The organism is Ochrobactrum sp. PL_is501, assembly GCF_055816895.1.
Map to the genome: position 1 here is coordinate 141,548 of NZ_JBVPGR010000031.1, position 13,108 is coordinate 154,655.

Consider the following 13,108-nt stretch of genomic DNA (forward strand, 5'->3'; position numbering starts at 1 on the left):
CTGTCGCCTGAAAGCATCAGTTTCGGGGAATGATGTGGCGATGTCCAGTGAGACTATCGCCGCCCTGGCGCGGGTTCACAGGAACCCGCCGAAGCATTTCCAGTTTTTGCGCATGTCCTTGTCCCCAAAACCGGTTCCCGCCTTTGGGAGACATGCTCTATTTCCTTCAAATCGCGCTCACCCAGATGGCGAAAGTTGCAATGAACAGGCTTACCGAAATGAAAGACAGAACGTCGTGGACGAGATCGGTCATGTGAGAAACTCCTCTATGTTCACGTATGTTTATTTTTTGTTCTATTTTTGTTCCAAAGTCAACACCCGTTTTGCAACGGCATTCATTTTAGGGTTTACGAATAGTGAATACACAACCGCAGCACGGACCACGGAAGAACAGTGGGATGGTAGTGCTGCCGGGCTTTGAACGAGGGCCTGTTCAGGCGGAGACGCACCTCGCCCTTCGAGACGCCGCCTGCGGCGGCTCCTCAGGATGAGGTGCTGGGCCGCGCTCTGGCAAAACGCGATGCCCCACATAGAAATGCAATTCAGCGAACCGCATCTGCCCTGAGTACATTCAACCCAAAGCAACTGGCCAGATCAAATGGCCAGAGCAAATGGCCAGAGCGTCGATCAGGCCGGAACACGCTGATAGCGGAACCGCACCTCGCCTTCGAGACGCCGCCTGCGGCAGCTCCTCAGGATGAGGTGCTATGTAGTATGGAAGTTTTACAGGTCGACGACCTTGCCGTCCTTCAGCGTCACGCGCCGGTCCATGCGGCCAGCCAGTTCGTGATTGTGGGTGGCGATGAGGGCAGCAAGCCCCGACTGGCGCACGAGCGCTTCCAGGGCGCCGAAGACATAAGAGGATGTCGTCGGGTCGAGGTTGCCGGTCGGCTCGTCCGCCAGAAGGACGAGCGGCGCATTGGCGACGGCGCGGGCAATGGCAACACGCTGCTGCTCGCCGCCGGAAAGTTCGGACGGGCGATGCGAGGCACGCTTGCCGATCTTCATATATTCAAGAAGCTGCTGTGCGCGCTCCGCTGCCTGCTTCTTCGACAATCCGCGGATCATTTGCGGCATCATCACGTTTTCCAGCGCGGAAAATTCCGGCAGGAGGTGATGGAACTGATAGACGAAGCCGATGTCGTTGCGGCGCACCGCTGTCCGCTCATCGTCGGAAAGCTTGCTGCAGGAGCGCCCGTCAAGGAAAACCTCTCCCTCATCGGGACGTTCCAGAAGGCCAGCGGTGTGCAGCAAGGTTGACTTGCCTGCGCCCGATGGCGCGACAAGCGCAACCATCTCACCGCGACGAAGCGTGAAATCGGCATCCTTAAGGATCACCAGTTCACGGTCGGCTTCCTTATAGGCGCGGCCGACCCGTTGCAGCCGCATGATGATTTCAGCCGCCATTATTCATACCTCAATGCTTCGACCGGATCGAGCTTGGCAGCGCGCCAGGCCGGGAAAATGGTGGCGATGAACGAAAGCACCAGAGCCATGACGATGACGGAAATCGTCTCGCCCGGGTCCATTTTCGCAGGCAGTTGGCTCAGGAAATAAAGTTCCGGATTGAAAAGCGTGGTGCCAGAGAGCCACGAGAAAAACTCGCGGATACGCTCGACATTGAGGCACACGACGACGCCCAGAACCACACCGGCCACAGTGCCGGTGACGCCGATGGCAGCACCCGTCATCAGGAATATGCGCATCACCGCGCCGCGGGTTGCCCCCATGGTGCGCAGGATCGCAATATCATGCCCCTTGTCCTTCACCAGCATGATGAGGCCGGAAATGATGTTGAGCGCCGCCACGAGCACGATCAGCGTCAGGATCATGAACATGACATTGCGCTCGACTTCCAGCGCCGAGAAGAAAGTCTGGTTGCGCTGGCGCCAGTCGACGAGCGAGAGCTGGCGTCCTGCCGCCTCTTCCACAGGCGCGCGCATCGCATCCACCTTGTCGGGATTATCGACAAAGATTTCAAGCGATTGCACCTTGCCTTCCTGATTGAAGAAAAGCTGCGCCTCGGAAAGCGGCATCATGACAATCGACGCGTCATATTCCGACATGCCGATCTCGAAGATGGCGACAATCGGATAGGCCTTCACGCGCGGATTGACGCCGAAGGGGGTCACATCGCCATCGGGCGAGATCACGCGCAGCGTATCGCCGATGGAAAGGCCGAGATTTTCGGCCATGCGGGTGCCGATGGCGACGCCGCCCGCCTGATCGAAGCCCTGGAGCGTGCCCTGGCGAATATTGCTGGAAACGAGCTTGAGCTTTTCGAGATCTTCCTCACGCAAGCCCCGGATCAGCGCGCCGTTGCCAGCGCCGATATTGCCCTGCACAAGCGCTTGCCCTTCCACCACGGGAATGGCGAACTTGATGCCGGAAATGCCGTCGATCCGCTTGATGAGATCGGCATAATCGTCCAGCGGACGGTCAATCGGCTGCATGATGAGATGGCCGTTGATGCCGAGAATGCGCGAAAGAAGCTCGGCGCGGAAGCCGTTCATCACCGCCATGACGATGATGAGGGTCGCCACACCCAGCATGATGCCGGTGAAGGAAAACCCGGCAATGACCGAGATGAAAGTCTCGCGGCGGCGCGCACGCAGATATCGCCAGGCGATCATCCGCTCAAAGGCCGAGAATGGACCTGACTTCGGAGCCTTTTGGGCTACCTTTGCCTTGTCCCCGGATGTTGCTGCCGCCGCGTTGCTCATGCTTCTGCCGTCAAGAGATTGATTGCGGCTTCAACGCTCAGGTTCTGGCGTTCGCCGGTCTTGCGATCCTTGATTTCGACTTCACCGGCGGCAACGCCGCGCGGGCCGACGATCACCTGCGTCGGCAGGCCGATCAGGTCCATCGTGGCGAACTTCGCGCCCGGACGGTCATCCGTGTCGTCGAGCAGCGGATCGACGCCTGCATTGGTCAGCGCCTCGTAGAGCTTTTCGCTCACGGCGTCGCAACCTTCATCGCCCGGCTTCATGTTGACGATACCGGCACCGAACGGCGCGATGGCCTTCGGCCAGATAATGCCTGCATCGTCGTGGAAGGCTTCGATGGCGGCCGCGACAAGGCGCGACGGGCCGATGCCGTAGGAACCCATGGAAACCAGATGTTCCTTGCCGTCCGGGCCCTGCACTTTCGCGCCCATCGGTTCGGAATATTTGGTGCCGAAATGGAAGATGTGGCCGACTTCGATGCCGCGCGCGGAAACCTGATTTTCAGGCTTCACCTTGGCCCAGTCGGCCTCGTCGTGCATTTCGTCTGTCGCCGCGTAAGGCGTCGTCCAGCGCTGGACGATCTCGGTCAGCTGCGCATCGTTGCGGAAATCGGTGTCCGCGCCCGGCACGGCCAGATCGAGATAGGCCTTGTCGCAGAAAACCTGGCTTTCGCCGGTTTCCGCTAGAATGATGAATTCGTGGGAAAGATCGCCGCCAATCGGGCCGGTATCGGCGCGCATCGGGATCGCCTGCAAGCCGACGCGGGCAAAGGTGCGCAGGTAAGACACGAACATGCGGTAGTAAGCCATCTTCGCGCCCTCATAATCGAGGTCGAACGAATAGGCGTCCTTCATCAGAAATTCGCGCGAGCGCATGACGCCGAAACGCGGGCGCACTTCGTCGCGGAACTTCCACTGGATGTGGTAGAGATTGAGCGGCAGGTCCTTGTAGGAGCGCACATAGGAGCGGAAAATGTCGGTGACCATTTCCTCGTTGGTCGGGCCGAAGAGCATTTCGCGCTCCTGGCGGTCCTGGATGCGCAGCATTTCCTTGCCATAGGCGTCATAGCGGCCGCTTTCGCGCCACAGGTCGGCGGACTGGATGGTCGGCATCAGGATTTCATTGGCGCCGGCGCGGTTCTGCTCTTCACGAATGATGTCGCAGACCTTGTTCAGCACCTTCAGGCCGATCGGCAGCCAGGCATAAATGCCGGCCGACTGTTGACGGATCATGCCCGAACGCAGCATCAGCCTGTGGGAGACGATTTCCGCCTCCTTGGGGTTTTCCTTCAGAATAGGCAAAAAATACCGCGACAGACGCATCGTAACCACCAATCAAGAGGGACTGCCTGAATGCTTCAAGAATCAGGCAAAAATTAAGCATATTCGTCGGTTTCTTACCGGGTTCTAGATCGGTTGGAAACCCGCCTGGAAAAGCTTTCGCGGCAGCGGATTTCCCCATCCACAGCCATGATCGCCTGCCGAATGAACGGTCCGCGCGAAACAGGGCATCCAGATTCACATTCAAATTCAATATATTACAGATATATCACGGTCCTTCGCGAAAATTTGCGAAAGAATTATGACGCCATAGAAGATTTTTCGTGACAAAAGCTGTGCAGTTCGCTATTTTTTTCAGCATAAGAGCAACAACGGAATAAAACCGTTGGTTTCACGCGGTCAAAGTCTTGGGAGGATGGATCCAGGCGCGACTTTCGCAGCCGCCAGTCAAATGGAAACGGATCGAACGCGTATTTGATTAGCAAGGCGAAAGCCTTGCTTTTTTTTTGCACTTGCAGAATGGCCCTCCTCTCCGCAGTTCCGCTGTTTTTTATGCGCGAATAACACATTGATTTTGTGGGATTTATCGCAGCGCCCTCTGCGCATCCAAGTATTAAATTTCACTTAAGTATAAATCGATTTATTCACCCAAAACTCCTTGGAAAACTGCCTCCCCGTCACAAATGACGGCAGGTTGCAGCCTGCCGCAGATTCAATAGGTTACGCTCTATGCCCCCTATTGGATACAACTTTTGGTAGAGCGTTCCATCTTTCTTTATACAAAAAAAAGGCTGCCTAATTTTTAAGCAGCCTCCAAATGCGTGTCGCGATAGCGGGTCAGGTCACGTCAGGTCGGGGAAGAAATGCGGGATATCGTCGAGGCCGAAACCGCTGACCTGCGTCAGATAATAATAGAGCCCGAAAATGAGCGTTGCGACCGCCGTCGTCCGCAGGAAGGCGCGTCCGATGCGTGGCTTGGCGGGAGCGCTTGCCACCGTCCCCAAAGTCACTTCATTTTCTTCAGCCTGCGTGCGCAAGCCAACCGGCAGCAGCGCAAAAAGCGTTGTCCACCAGATGATGAAGTAGATCGCGATGCCAGAAATCAGAGACATGATTACACCTCTTCAAGCTCGATCAGCGTACCATTGAAATCCTTGGGATGAAGGAACAGGACCGGCTTGCCGTGCGCGCCGGTCTTCGGTTCTCCGTCACCGAGGATGCGCGCGCCCTCCGCCTTGAGCCTGTCGCGCGCGGCGATGATGTCGGCAACCTCGTAGCACAGATGATGCATGCCGCCGGACGGGTTCTTTTCCAGAAAGGCCGCGATGGGCGACCCCTCGCCCAACGGCTCCAGCAATTCGATCTTGGTGTTGCCGACGTCGATGAAAACCACGGTCACGCCATGTTCAGGCAGCGCCTGCGGCTCGGTAACCTTGGCACCGAGCTTGCCGCGATAAAGCGCGGCTGCGGCATCAATATCCGGAACGGCAATCGCCACATGGTTCAAGCGTTCGAGCATCAGCACCTCCCTTGCTGTTATCCGTTGCGGCTCAGCGTATCCTATTCACGAATACGGTCACCACCGGCTTTTTGCCCCATGCGTCATTTGCCGCAGCGCGAACGGCACGGCGCACGGACTCACGCACCAGCTCGATATCCTTGCGGCGAACGCGCGGAATGCTGTCGATTGCCTCAATGGCCGCATCCAGCAGAATGTCTTCCATCAGGTCGCCCACGGCGTTTTCTTCCGGCACGCCGAAAGTCACGAGGTCAGGCTCATCGATGATCTTGTGTTCACGGTCCAGCAGCACCGAAACGGCCACGTGGCCGACATAGGCGAGCTTGCGGCGCTCGACCATGCCGATTTCTTCCTCGTCGCCGATCAGCTTGCCGTCCTTGTAGATGCGGCCTACCGGCGCTTCATCGATGATTTCGGCCTTGCCGGGCGCCAGACGCAGCATGTCGCCGTCACGCACCTGCGCGACCTGCTCGATGCCTTCCATGGCGCCAAGCGATCCCTGCGCAACTAGGTGAGCGGCCTCGCCATGCACCGGCACCAGAATCTGCGGGCGAACCCACGAATACATGCGGCGCAATTCGCTGCGGCGCGGATGGCCGGACACATGAACCAGTGCATCCTCATCGCCGATGATCTTGATGCCGCGATCGATCAGGCGGTTCTTGATGTCGAGAATGGCCTTCTCGTTGCCCGGAATGGCACGCGACGAGTAGATGACCGTGTCGCCTGCCGTAAGAGCAAGGCTGCGCATTTCATCACGCGCCAGCTTGGCAAGTGCGGCTCGCGGCTCGCCCTGGCTGCCGGTCAGGATCATCACCACGTTTTCGCGCGGAATATAGCCGTAATCCTCTTCGCTGAGATATTCCGGCAGGCCTTCCATATAGCCAAGCTCGGTCGCAACGGAGATGGCGCGCTTCATCGAACGCCCGACCACCAGCACCTGACGGCCAGCGTCACGCGCCGCCTCGGTAATCGAGCGGATACGACCGACATTGGAAGAGAAGGTCGTAATCGCGACACGGCCACGCGCATTTTCAATCAGTTCACGCAGGCTATCACCCACCTGACGCTCCGAAGGCGATTCCCCTTCGCGCAGCGCATTGGTGGAATCGCAGATCAGCGCCAGCACGCCCGCATCGCCAATGGCGCGGAAACGCGCCTCATCGATAACCGGCCCCAGCGACGGTTCTGGGTCCATCTTCCAGTCGCCCGTGTGCACGACCGTACCGAGCGGCGTCGTAATGGCGAGAGAGACCGGCTCTGGGATCGAGTGCGTGACGGCAACCGCTTCGACCTTGAAAGGCCCGACTTCAAACTTTTCGCCAGCCTTGTAGATCGTGATCGGAATATCAGGCGCGCCAAATTCGGACTGGCGCTTGGCTTCCAGCAGGCCAGCCGTAAACGGCGTCGCATAGACCGGAACCTTGAGGCGCGGCCACAGATCGAGCAGCGCGCCAAAATGGTCTTCATGCGCATGGGTGATGACGATGCCGCGCAGATTGTGCTTTTCAGCTTCGAGATAGCGGATATCCGGAAGGATGAGATCGGCGCCCGGCTGTTCCGGCCCGGCGAAGCTGACCCCCATATCCACGACCAGCCACTCGCGATTATCCGCGGGGCCGAAGCCGTACATGGCCAAATTCATGCCGATTTCGCCCACGCCGCCAAGCGGCAGAAAGACGAGTTCCGTAGTATTGGATCGGGCCATGAAATTTCCTCTATGACTATCGAGCGGTCTTGCCGCATCAACTGGACCTAAAGTTGTCCTGTTGCAACCCTGGCAAGACAAAACAAAGCAATTATTTGCGTATTGTAGCAGCAGTCCCGAAATAGACATCGCCAGCCGTTACCGCAACCCGCGAGCCATCATCTTCGCGAATAACAAAACGGCATGCCTCGTCGATCGTATCAAAACGCCCCTCGATGATGCGCCCTTCAACCTGCATGGTGACATCCTGGCCAAGGCCATGGGCGCGCTGCAGCCAGCGCTTGCGAATATCATCAAGGCCGCGCCCCTCGTTCCAGACGCGATAATTGACGGACCATGCATCCGACAGGGCTGCGAACAAGGTCTCCGCATCGCATTTGCTGCCAAGCGCACGCAGGGAGGTTGCCGGATAAGGCAAGTCATCCGGAAACGCGACCACATTGGTCCCGATCCCGATGGCAACGGCGAACAGGTTTGTCGCCAGAATGGAGGATTCGAGCAGGATGCCCGACAGTTTGGCGCCGTTGACCAGAACGTCATTCGGCCATTTGAGGCCGATCGTCGGCGGCACGGCGGGCCCGGTTGCGGAAAATACCGCGTCAAGCGCATCGGCGAGCGACAGGCCCGCGACAAACCCGAGCGTTGCCGCCGTCTTCATTTCATAGGATTCGACAAGGAGAAGCGTGGAGGCAAGATTACCTTCCGGCGTGGACCAGGCACGGCCCCTTCTTCCGCGACCGCTTTCCTGCCTCTTCGAAACGAGCCAAAGCTTGCCCGGATCACCCGCGGCTGCCCGTTCCAGAGCAACCGCATTGGTGGAACCTACCGTCTCGAAGCTTTCGAGACGGTAGCCCTCATTTTTCGCAACAGGCGAAAGCGTAAAACTCATCTATGCTTCCGCCTCATGCATTGGTCAGAAGAACGTCTTGGCTGCGGCTTCGGCAAAACCGCCGATCGGGCCAGCAATGAAGACGTAGAACAGCACGAAGGCACCCGTTACGCCGAGGACGAGGCGAAGCTCGCCCGCAACCGGCACGAAACCGCCCGTCGGCTCATCGAACCACATGATTTTGATCATGCGTAGGTAGTAGAACGCACCCACGACCGAAGCCACGATACCGATGATGGCGAGCGGCAGGAGACCAGCCTGCACAGCGGCAAGGAAGGTGTACCACTTGCCGAAGAAGCCAGCGAGCGGCGGGATGCCAGCGAGCGAGAACAGGAAGATGGTCATGATCGTTGCCAGCACCGGATTGGTGCGGGACAGACCGGCCAGATCGTCGATGTTCTCGACATTGCCATCCTTGGTGCGCATTGCGAGGATGAACGCGAAGGTGCCGAGCGTCATGGCAAGGTAGATCGCCATGTAGATCATCACGCCCTTCACGCCGATCACCGTTCCGGCGGCCAGACCAACGAGCGCATAGCCCATATGGCTGATCGAAGAATAAGCCATCAGGCGCTTGATGTTGCGCTGGCCGATAGCGGCAAAGGCACCGAGGATCATCGAGGCGAGCGCGATGAAGATCACGACCTGCTGCCAGTCATGGGTGACCGGGGCAAAGGCTTCCGAGACGACGCGGATGATGAGCGCCATGGCGGCCATCTTCGGAGCGGCGGCGAAGAATGCCGTTACCGGGGTCGGCGCGCCTTCATAGACGTCCGGCGTCCACATGTGGAACGGAACGGCGGAAATCTTGAATGCCAGACCGGCCAGGATGAAGACCAGACCGAAGACGAGGCCGAGTTCACGCTGGCCGCCGGAGACGGCCTGCGCGATTTCGGCAAAGCCGATATGTCCGGTGTAACCATAGACGAGCGAAATGCCGTAAAGCAGCATGCCCGAGGACAGCGAGCCAAGGACGAAATATTTCAGGCCGGCTTCCGTCGAGCGGACGCTATCGCGGTTGAACGCTGCCAGAACGTAGAGCGCCAGCGATTGCAGTTCGAGGCCGAGATAGAGCGACAGCATGTTGGAGGCCGAAACCATCAGCAGCATGCCGAGCGTGGAAATCACGATCAGGACCGGGAATTCGAACTTGTCGAACTTTTCCGCCTTGGCGAAACCGACCGACATGATCAGCGTCACGATGGAGCCGATCAGCGTCAGCACTTTCATGAAGCGGCTGAAACCGTCATTGACGATGGCTCCGCCGAATGCGGCGCCGTTCGTCGGGAAAAGGATGACCAGTGCCAGCGCCGCAATAAGCACCGCGACGGATAATCCGTTGACGAGCGTCGTCGCCCGTTCGCCGGAGAACACGCCAATCATGAGCAGTGCCAAGGCGCCCACAGCAAGGAGAACCTCCGGTGCTGCAAGGGTCAGATGAGCTATCAGATCAGTCTGCATGACCTACGCCTTTATTTCTTACTGTGCCGGCACGGCGCTCGCGGTGCTCGCGAGTGCTGCGTCGTAATGTTGGACCAGGGCGTTCACGGCACCGGCGGTCACATCGAAGACCGGGGTCGGATAGACGCCGAAGAAGATGGTAAGCGCCACAAGCGGATAGAGAATGAGCTTCTCACGCGGGCTGAGGTCGAGGAGCGCCTTCAGGCTTTCCTTGGTCAGCGCGCCGAAGATCACCTGACGATAGAGCCAGAGCGCATAGGCCGCCGAGAGGATGACGCCCGTGGTTGCGAACAGCGCCACCCAGGTATTGACCCGGAACACGCCGAACAGCGTCAGGAACTCGCCGATGAAGCCCGAAGTACCCGGCAGGCCGACATTCGCCATCGTGAAGATGAGGAAGGCCACCGCATATTTCGGCATGTTGTTCACCAGACCGCCGAAGGCCGCGATTTCACGGGTATGCATGCGGTCATAGATCACGCCGACGCAGAGGAAGAGCGCGCCCGACACGATACCGTGCGACAGCATCTGGAAGATGGCGCCCTGGATACCCTGCTCATTGGCTGCGAAAATACCCATGGTCACATAGGCCATGTGCGCAACCGACGAATAGGCGATCAGCTTCTTCATATCTTCCTGCACCATCGCGACGAGCGAGGTGTAGATGATGGCGATGACCGACAGCGCGAAGATGAACGGCGCGAAATCAGCGGAAGCCAGCGGGAACATCGGCAGCGAGAAGCGGATGAAACCATAGCCGCCGAGCTTCAGGAGGATACCGGCCAGAATGACCGAGCCTGCCGTCGGTGCTTCAACGTGCGCATCCGGCAACCAGGTGTGGACCGGCCACATCGGCATCTTCACCGCGAAGGACGCGAAGAAGGCAAGCCATAGCCATGTCTGCATACCGGCCGGGAAGTCGTACTTCAAAAGCTCGACGATGTTCATCGTGCCAGCCTGCCAGTACATGGCCATGATGGCGATGAGCATCAGCACCGAGCCCAGAAGCGTGTAGAGGAAGAACTTCAGGCTTGCATAGACGCGACGCTTGCCGCCCCACACGCCGATGATGATGAACATCGGGATAAGGCTTGCTTCGAAGAACACGTAGAACAGGAACAGGTCGAGCGCGCAGAACACGCCGATCATCAGCGTTTCCAGAATGAGGAACGCGATCATGTATTCCTTGACGCGCTTTTCCACCGACACCCAGCTTGCCAGAATGCAGAAGGGCATGAGGAAAGCCGACAGCACCACGAACAGGACGGAAATACCGTCCACGCCCATGTGGTAGCTGATGCCGCCGCCCATCCAGTCGACCTGCTCGACCATCTGGAAGCCAGCGTTCGAATTATCGAACCCCGCCCAGACGACGAGCGACAGGATGAAGACGAATATCGTCGTCAGCAGCGCGACGTTGCGGATATTGCGACGCGAAGCCTCGCTGTCGTCCTTGATCAGAAGGATCAGTAACGCGCCGACGAGCGGCAGAAACGTGACCGTTGAGAGAATTGGCCAGTCGGTCATCAGAAAGAGCTCCCGAGCATCATCCAAGTGACGAGCGCGGCGACGCCGATCAGCATCGCGAATGCGTAGTGATAAAGGTATCCGGACTGCATCTTGACGACGCGGTTGGTAACGTCGAGCACACGGGCCGAGACGCCATCCGGGCCGAAGCCGTCAATAAGCCAGCCGTCGCCACCCTTCCAGAACACGCGGCCAAGCCAGCGAGCCGGACGCACGAAGAGGAAATCGTACAGCTCGTCGAAGTACCACTTGTTGAGGAGGAACTGGTAGAGACCACGATGACGGGCGGCCAGCTCCTTCGGCGTTTCCGGCGAACGGATGTAGAAGATCCAGGCGACGATGAAGCCAAGAACCATCGAGATGAACGGCGACAGCTTAACCCACAGAGGAACATGGTGATATTCCTCAAGGATCTGGTTGGCAGCCGAGGTGAACAGCGCGCCCTTCCAGAACTCGGCATATTCGTGGCCGAAGAAGAGTTCCTTGAACAGCACACCGGCAAAGAGCGCGCCGACGCCGAGGATCAGCAGCGGAACGAACATGACGGCAGGCGATTCATGGACGTGATGCATGACTTCCGCCGAAGCGCGCGGCTTGCCGTGGAAGGTCATGAAAATCAGGCGCCATGAATAGAAGCTCGTGAAGAGCGCGGCGATGATGAGAAGCGTCGAAGCGTAGCCGCTGGCAGCACTGTGCGAAGCGAAGACGGATTCGATGATCGCATCCTTGGAGAAGAAACCGGCGGTGCCGATAACCGTGCCCGGAATGCCGAGGCCGGTAATGGCGACCGTACCGATGACCATCATCCAGTAGGTGATCGGGATCAGCTTGCGCAGGCCGCCCATGCGGCGCATGTCCTGCTCTTCCGATACGGCATGGATGACCGAACCGGCGCAAAGGAACAGAAGCGCCTTGAAGAAAGCGTGCGTGAACAGGTGGAACACAGCCGCGCCATAAGCGCCGACGCCAAGTGCCGCAAACATGTAGCCGAGCTGCGAACAGGTCGAATAGGCGATGACGCGCTTGATGTCGTTCTGCACGAGGGCGACCGTTGCCGCGAAGAAGGCGGTCGTCGCGCCGATGATGGTCACGACCAGAAGTGCCGTCTGCGACAGTTCGAAGATCGGCGACATGCGGGCGACCATGAACACGCCCGCGGTAACCATGGTAGCGGCGTGAATGAGAGCCGAAACCGGGGTCGGGCCTTCCATGGCGTCCGGCAGCCAGGTGTGCAGCAGGAACTGCGCCGACTTGCCCATCGCGCCCATGAAGAGCAGCAGGCAGGTGATCGTGATCGCACCCTGCTTGTCGAGCTGATAGCCGAGGAAGTTCAGAACGACCTGGTTGGCATCGGCAGCGCCTTCAGCCGGCAGATAGTTGGCGGCTGCTGCGAAGATCGTGTTGTAGTCGACCGACTGGAACAGCGCGAACACGCCGAAGATGCCAAGCAGGAAGCCGAAGTCACCAACGCGGTTAACAACGAAGGCCTTCATGGCGGCAGCATTGGCCGAAGGCTTCTGGAACCAGAAACCGATCAGGAGGTACGAAGCCAGACCCACGCCTTCCCAGCCGAAGAACATCTGGACCAGATTGTCCGACGTGACCAGCATGAGCATGGCGAAGGTGAAGAGCGACAGATAGGCGAAGAAGCGCGGACGATGCGGATCGTGGTGCATATATCCAATGGAGTAGATATGCACGAGAGCCGACACCGAGTTCACCACCACCAGCATGACGCCGGTGAGCGTATCGATGCGCAACGCCCAATCGAACGAAAGCGCGCCCGAGCTTACCCAGTGCAGGACCGGGATGCGGACGGTTTCCGCGTCGTGGCCGAGCGGTATCTGGAAGAACACGACCCATGACAGGATCGCGACGATGACCATGAAACCGGAAGTGATGTATTCGCTCGCCTTGGCCCCGATCTGATTGCCGAAGAGACCGGCAATCAGGAAGCCGAGAAGCGGAAGGAAGACGATCGCGTAGTAGAGCATTTGC

At 58.7% G+C, this 13,108-nt stretch carries 11 protein-coding genes; 1 reads left to right on the forward strand and 10 read right to left on the reverse strand.

The window, feature by feature from the left end; all coding sequences use genetic code 11:
* Nucleotides 1-40 precede the first annotated feature (40 nt).
* The gene (locus AC0TOF_RS06465; protein WP_473767596.1) at nucleotides 41-421 is read left to right on the forward strand and encodes a hypothetical protein; all 381 of its coding nucleotides are present in this window, start codon (nucleotides 41-43) and stop codon (nucleotides 419-421) included.
* A 302-nt stretch (nucleotides 422-723) separates the two neighbouring features.
* Here AC0TOF_RS06465 and AC0TOF_RS06470 read toward each other — a convergent pair whose 3' ends face one another.
* The 10 genes from AC0TOF_RS06470 to nuoL form a co-directional block, all read right to left on the reverse strand.
* The gene (locus tag AC0TOF_RS06470) at nucleotides 724-1,407 is read right to left on the reverse strand and encodes an ABC transporter ATP-binding protein (RefSeq protein WP_006466608.1); all 684 of its coding nucleotides are present in this window, start codon (nucleotides 1,405-1,407) and stop codon (nucleotides 724-726) included.
* Entirely contained in the window at nucleotides 1,407-2,723 is a 1,317-nt protein-coding gene (locus tag AC0TOF_RS06475) for a lipoprotein-releasing ABC transporter permease subunit (protein WP_473767597.1), read from the reverse strand. The genes AC0TOF_RS06470 and AC0TOF_RS06475 overlap by 1 nt, the downstream gene beginning before the upstream one ends.
* A complete protein-coding gene (gene proS / locus AC0TOF_RS06480; RefSeq protein WP_473767598.1) occupies nucleotides 2,720-4,048 on the reverse strand; it encodes a proline--tRNA ligase in 1,329 nt (442 codons plus the stop codon). The genes AC0TOF_RS06475 and proS overlap by 4 nt, the downstream gene beginning before the upstream one ends.
* Nucleotides 4,049-4,848: 800 nt before the next feature.
* On the reverse strand, nucleotides 4,849-5,118 hold the full coding sequence (locus AC0TOF_RS06485; RefSeq protein WP_473767599.1) for a DUF1467 family protein: 270 nt from the start codon (nucleotides 5,116-5,118) through the stop codon (nucleotides 4,849-4,851).
* A 2-nt stretch (nucleotides 5,119-5,120) separates the two neighbouring features.
* Nucleotides 5,121-5,525, reverse strand: a complete 405-nt coding sequence (mce, locus tag AC0TOF_RS06490; RefSeq protein ID WP_006471802.1) for a methylmalonyl-CoA epimerase — start codon at nucleotides 5,523-5,525, stop codon at nucleotides 5,121-5,123.
* A 31-nt stretch (nucleotides 5,526-5,556) separates the two neighbouring features.
* Nucleotides 5,557-7,233, reverse strand: a complete 1,677-nt coding sequence (locus AC0TOF_RS06495; protein ID WP_122000120.1) for a ribonuclease J — start codon at nucleotides 7,231-7,233, stop codon at nucleotides 5,557-5,559.
* A 91-nt stretch (nucleotides 7,234-7,324) separates the two neighbouring features.
* Nucleotides 7,325-8,122, reverse strand: a complete 798-nt coding sequence (locus AC0TOF_RS06500) for a biotin--[acetyl-CoA-carboxylase] ligase (RefSeq protein WP_473767600.1) — start codon at nucleotides 8,120-8,122, stop codon at nucleotides 7,325-7,327.
* A gap of 24 nt (nucleotides 8,123-8,146) precedes the next feature.
* Nucleotides 8,147-9,583 carry an NADH-quinone oxidoreductase subunit NuoN gene (nuoN, locus tag AC0TOF_RS06505; protein WP_122000118.1) on the reverse strand — a complete coding sequence of 479 codons (1,437 nt, stop codon included), beginning with the start codon at nucleotides 9,581-9,583 and terminating at the stop codon, nucleotides 8,147-8,149.
* 18 nt (nucleotides 9,584-9,601) lie between these two features.
* Nucleotides 9,602-11,110, reverse strand: a complete 1,509-nt coding sequence (locus AC0TOF_RS06510) for an NADH-quinone oxidoreductase subunit M (RefSeq protein WP_122000117.1) — start codon at nucleotides 11,108-11,110, stop codon at nucleotides 9,602-9,604.
* A complete protein-coding gene (gene nuoL, locus AC0TOF_RS06515; RefSeq protein ID WP_122000116.1) occupies nucleotides 11,110-13,104 on the reverse strand; it encodes an NADH-quinone oxidoreductase subunit L in 1,995 nt (664 codons plus the stop codon). Before nuoL ends, AC0TOF_RS06510 begins: the two co-directional genes overlap by 1 nt.
* Between the last annotated feature and the right edge of the window lie 4 nt (nucleotides 13,105-13,108).

Excerpts from the sequence above, each read along its gene's own strand:
- AC0TOF_RS06465 (WP_473767596.1), top strand. The coding sequence starts at position 41 with ATGTCCAGTGAGACTATCGCCGCCCTGGCGCGGGTTCACAGGAACCCG.
- AC0TOF_RS06470 (WP_006466608.1), bottom strand. The coding sequence starts at position 1,407 with ATGGCGGCTGAAATCATCATGCGGCTGCAACGGGTCGGCCGCGCCTAT.
- AC0TOF_RS06475 (WP_473767597.1), bottom strand. The coding sequence starts at position 2,723 with ATGAGCAACGCGGCGGCAGCAACATCCGGGGACAAGGCAAAGGTAGCC.
- proS (WP_473767598.1), bottom strand. The coding sequence starts at position 4,048 with ATGCGTCTGTCGCGGTATTTTTTGCCTATTCTGAAGGAAAACCCCAAG.
- AC0TOF_RS06485 (WP_473767599.1), bottom strand. The coding sequence starts at position 5,118 with ATGTCTCTGATTTCTGGCATCGCGATCTACTTCATCATCTGGTGGACA.
- mce (WP_006471802.1), bottom strand. The coding sequence starts at position 5,525 with ATGCTCGAACGCTTGAACCATGTGGCGATTGCCGTTCCGGATATTGAT.
- AC0TOF_RS06495 (WP_122000120.1), bottom strand. The coding sequence starts at position 7,233 with ATGGCCCGATCCAATACTACGGAACTCGTCTTTCTGCCGCTTGGCGGC.
- AC0TOF_RS06500 (WP_473767600.1), bottom strand. The coding sequence starts at position 8,122 with ATGAGTTTTACGCTTTCGCCTGTTGCGAAAAATGAGGGCTACCGTCTC.
- nuoN (WP_122000118.1), bottom strand. The coding sequence starts at position 9,583 with ATGCAGACTGATCTGATAGCTCATCTGACCCTTGCAGCACCGGAGGTT.
- AC0TOF_RS06510 (WP_122000117.1), bottom strand. The coding sequence starts at position 11,110 with ATGACCGACTGGCCAATTCTCTCAACGGTCACGTTTCTGCCGCTCGTC.
- nuoL (WP_122000116.1), bottom strand. The coding sequence starts at position 13,104 with ATGCTCTACTACGCGATCGTCTTCCTTCCGCTTCTCGGCTTCCTGATT.